This window comes from Algoriphagus sp. 4150 (assembly GCF_031457395.1).
In the GTDB taxonomy this organism is placed as follows: Bacteria; Bacteroidota; Bacteroidia; order Cytophagales; family Cyclobacteriaceae; genus Algoriphagus.
In genome coordinates, this window is the sequence record NZ_JAVDWS010000056.1 from 1 (window position 1) to 5198 (window position 5198).

General features: G+C 38.6%; 2 protein-coding genes. Both read left to right on the plus strand.

Annotation, left to right across the window (positions count from 1 at the left end; all coding sequences use genetic code 11):
* Nucleotides 1-63 precede the first annotated feature (63 nt).
* A complete protein-coding gene (locus J2X69_RS24565) occupies nucleotides 64-3774 on the plus strand; it encodes a MupA/Atu3671 family FMN-dependent luciferase-like monooxygenase (RefSeq protein WP_409014487.1) in 3711 nt (1236 codons plus the stop codon).
* The coding region (locus J2X69_RS24570; protein ID WP_310109479.1) for a condensation domain-containing protein at nucleotides 3771-5198 on the plus strand (1428 nt) is incomplete at its 3' end. The genes J2X69_RS24565 and J2X69_RS24570, both read left to right, overlap by 4 nt.

Below are 5198 nucleotides of genomic sequence, written 5' to 3' on the forward strand. Positions count from 1 at the left end.
AGCACCCCCACCGATCTTGCCTATGTGATCTATACCTCGGGCACAACCGGCCGGCCGAAGGGAGTGATGGTGGAGCACAGGAGTGTGGTTAATTTTTTATCAGGTATGAATGATGCTCTTTCGATAAATGCGGATGATCATATTTTTTCAATCACTTCCATTTCATTTGACATATCTGTGCTGGAATTACTATGGAGTTTAAGCAAAGGTGTATTAATCACTTTACGGGGGCCTCATACTAATATCGGAGAATTGCTAAACTCATCTGATAGCAGAGAGCTTGATTTCAGCTTGTTTTATTTTTCCAGCCAGCCCGAAGGAAATACGGCTAAGTATGATTTTCTGAAGGAGTCGGCAATTTATGCTGATAAACATGATTTCTCAGCCCTCTGGATACCAGAAAGACATTTCCATGAATTCGGAGGGATTTTTCCTAATCCGTCCGTTCTAGCTGCTGGGGTATCGACATTGACTAACAGGATTGAGATTCGTTCTGGAAGTGTTGTCCTTCCATTACATGATGTTATTCGCGTGGCAGAGGAATGGTCGATGGTAGACAATCTCAGCAATGGCAGAGTTGCCATGTCTATAGCAGCTGGATGGCATTCAAATGATTTTATATTAAATCCTGGCAACTTTCATGATCGCCATGAAATAATGTATCAGCAAATACAAGAGTTACAAACGCTTTGGCAAGGTGGAAGTATTAAACGGGTAAATGGTGTAAATTCTGAAATAGACATTAAAATTTACCCAAGACCCGTAAATGATAAGTTAACGATATATATAACAAGTGCAGGGAATCCTGAAACTTTTATTAGTGCGGGTAAGATTGGAGCGAATATCCTCACACACTTGCTGGGGCAGGATATCGGCGATTTGGAAAAGAAAATAGCTCTTTATAAGCAGTCACTAAAAGAAAACGGTTTTTCGCTGGATAAGGCAAAGATTGCTTTAATGGTCCACACCTATATTGGAACAGACTTAGTCGCTGTTAAGGAAACAGCAAAGGAACCTTTTAAATCATACCTTAGATCAAGTGTCGGGTTGCTCCAGGGTTTAGCAAAAGATCTTCAGCTTACGATCTCAAACCTGACAGATCAGGAATACGATCAGTTGCTTGACTTTGCATTTGAGCGATATTGGAGTTCCGCTGCGCTTTTAGGAACCAGTGATTCCTGCAAGGACCTGTTATCAGCTATTTCGCGGATAGGTGTTACTGAAATAGCTTGTCTGATCGATTTCGGTATTGAGAATAATAAAGTGCTTAATGGATTGAATCATCTCAATGCACTGAGAATACAATATCAAAGAAAAACAGACACTTCGAAAAGTCAGCGACCGATTACCGCAATGCAGATCACGCCTTCTTATTTACAAACATTGATAAATGTTGAAACCCCGTTTATAAGGTCACTAAAGCATATTATTGTGGGAGGCGAGAAATTTTCTCAAGAGTTATTGCATAAGCTCACTACGGTAACTGACGCCGATGTATACAATATGTATGGCCCTACAGAAACCACGATCTGGTCAACCTTTAAAAAATTGGGCAGAGGGCAAAAGAATACGATAGGAAAGCCGATTCAAAATACAAAACTTTATGTGTTGGATAATGCAGGTAATGTTTGCCCTCCTGGTATTATTGGTGAATTACACATTGGAGGAGCAGGGCTTGCGAGAGGGTATCTAAACAGACCCGATATTACGGAGAATAGTTTTATCCAAAATCATTTTGCAACTCCACAGGATAAATTTAAACGCTTTACGAAACTATATAAGACTGGTGATCTGGTTCGCTGGCTTTCAAATGGTGAGATCGAGTATATTAAAAGAAATGATGATCAGGTAAAACTTCGCGGTTATCGGATTGAACTTGGCGAGATCGAACACGCACTAAATCAAATTCCGGGAATCAGTCAATGCTGTGTAACAATAAAAGACCGATCAACAAAATTAGGTAGCACAAAGCAAATCATAGCTTATTATTTATCCGATATTGACAGGTTTAATGAATCAATCATCTTAGATCAACTTTCCAAATCGCTGCCTACGTATATGTTACCGTCTGCTTTCATCCGGATGGATTCACTTCCGCTGAGTGTGAGTGGTAAACTGGATAGAAAAGCTCTTCCTGATCCTGAATTTTTAGTGATGACTGAAGACAAGACCAGACCTTTTTCGCAAACAGAATTATTATTGCAAGATATCTGGCGGGAAGTGCTTGGATTATCACAGGTAAATATCACGGATGATTTTTTTAGGATTGGAGGCGATTCGATATTAAGCATACAGCTGTCCAACCGTTTACGGCAGAGAGGATTTAATTGTCAGGTAAACGATATTTTTTTAAGTAAAACTATAGAAGCGCTTGCATACCAATTGGATAATAATCAATCAAAAATTGTCATTCAATCTGAACAGGGGCTGCTGACCGGTTTGTTTGAACTGTTGCCAGTACAGCAATGGTTCGCCGAGCAAATTCCAGAGTTGGCAGTTCCAGGTTATTATAATCAGAACTTTTTAATTAATGTGCCACCGTTAACTGAAGAGTTTCTTCTCAGTGCAATTGATAAACTTGTTAAGTATCATGATATACTACGAGTTCATTTTGTAGGCATTGAAACTCTGAATCAAGTCTATCGATCAGATATTGGGACAATGAACGTGAAAATGTTAGATGTAAATAACTATACTTCACATGAAATCCAGACTATACTCACAGAATGGCAAAGCGGTTTTGACTTGTGGAATGGTCCGTTGTTCCAAGTTGGATATCTTTATGGGTACAACGATGGAACTGCACGAATTTTTTTTGCTTCGCATCATATGATTATCGATGGCGTAAGCTGGCGCATTATTAGAGACGATATTAAAACGCTATATGACAGAAGGTCTTTACCTGAAAGGAAGACAAGCAGCTATCGTCAATGGGTAGAGTTTATAAAAAGTTACCCTGAAAATAATCCGAGCGAGATACATTTTTGGGAGAAACAATTGCTGGTTAATCCAGACTTTGGGGTTCTAAAGAATGATGTCGCGAAACAAAGTATGACGACAATTGAGCTGGATAATGATTTAACGACCTTATTACTGCAGAAAGCTTCAGGGGCTTATTCTACTGAGATAAATGATTTACTTCTAACGGCACTGGCGTATGCGTTGAAAAATATTAACGGTGCTACTGTGCAGAGTATCACCTTGGAAGGCCATGGTAGAGAACATTTGTCGGTTCATATTGATCATAGTCATACAATAGGATGGTTTACTTGTATGTTTCCTGTCAGACTTGAACTGAAGGACTCACTTCATGAAACCATTATTTCTATCAAGGAAGGGATGCGGAGGATTCCAAATAAAGGTATTGGTTTTGGTGCATTTGCTAGTTCAAAGGGTGCCTCAATCTCACACTCTAGCCTTCCTCCCATCATATTTAATTATTTAGGTCAATTTGATGCTATACAAGACGACTGGCAGATAGATATGGGATATAGCGGATTACCCGTCCATCCAGCCAATTTGGACCTAAATGTAATCAATATTAATGGTTTGGTTCATAATGGTAAGTTGTTGTTCGATATCAGAACACAATTTGGTGATAAGGCGACCATTGAATTTAGTAATTGTTTCAAAAATGAGTTAGTAAAAATAATTGAACATTGTGAAGAGACGTTAAATAGGATTGGCACTAGCTATACCCCTAGTGATTTTAAAGAAGTTCAGTTAAGTCAGTCTCTACTGAATGAATTACAAATTGAAAGTAATAACCTTTGAAGAATAAGATAACAAATATTTATCCTGCCAATAGTTTACAGCAAGGGTTTATTTATCATGCTTTAACTCAGCAAGACGACGATACCTACATATTGCAGCAAGTCTTCGATTATCATGAAGAGTTGAAGGTTGATCTTTATCTGAAGGCTTGGGAATTGTGCATTGCACAATATCCTATATTACGCACAGCATTTAACTGGAAGGAACAAGTGGTGCAGATTATCTACCAATATGGAAGAGTTGAGTTCGAAATTACAGACCTTAGCAATTTTTCTGATCAACAAGCACGAGAGTTTCGAATCAAAACAATTCTGAAGACAGAACGAAAGAAGAAATTTGATTTGAGCAAACCCTCTTTATTTAGATTGCAAATTATCAAGCAGTCAGAAAATTGGTATACTGTGGTAAAGACAGAGCATCATGTAATTGCTGAAGGATGGAGTGCGTTGGTTTTACTTCAACGTTTACATCAGTATTACCAATTACTTTTATTAGGAAAGAATGTACCGGTGTATGAAGATCGTGCCTACATTAAAAGCCAGGAGTATATTAGTGCTAACAGAAGCAGATTGGCGGTTTATTGGAAAAATAAAATTGCTGAAGTTGAAAGTATCAATGATATAAGCGCATTGCTTAATAAGCCTATCGATATTGAAAATTACAAATGGGTTGCCCGTCCGGCCACCCAATTGCTGATAATTAATTACGATTTGTATGATAAACTTAAATCTTTTTGTCAACGTGAGGCAATTACGATAAATGTGGTCATCCAATTTGTTTGGCATAAGTTGTTGCAAGTTTATAGCGGAAACTATCAAAGCATTGTCGGGACGGTTGTTTCTGGAAGGGATTTGCCGATAGAAGGTATTGAAGAAAGCGTAGGTTTATATATCAATACTCTTCCTTTGATTTTAAACTGGTCGAACAATGGGACGATCAGGTATCAGTTGGGTGAATTGCATCGGCTGTTGTCTGAATTAAATCGTCATAGTTTTGCAGATATTGTTCGTCTTCAAAAAAATGGAAAACAATTATTTCATAGTCTACTAATATTTGAAAATTATCCTTGGCTCAGAAAAGAGAATGGAGATGGGTTAAGAGTCGTGATACGCGAGGTAGCAGATAAAGTAGATTATCCTTTCGGTGTTTTCGTTTATCAGCATGTTGATTCTTTGACTATCAAGTTGCGCTATGATGGTTATTATTTAAATGAAGAGAAAGCCAGGGCTCACATGGGTATGCTGGACCTGCTTTTGAAGGAAGTTCTGGCACATCCTGAGAAGCCTCATTGTGAGTTGAGTCTTCTTCATGGAGACGAATATAACAGAGTTGTATACGATTGGAACGCTACTGATAGAGAGTATGAGAGGTCGGCGACGATCTGTGAACTGTTCGAGCGCCAGGTTGAAAGGACTCCGGATGGT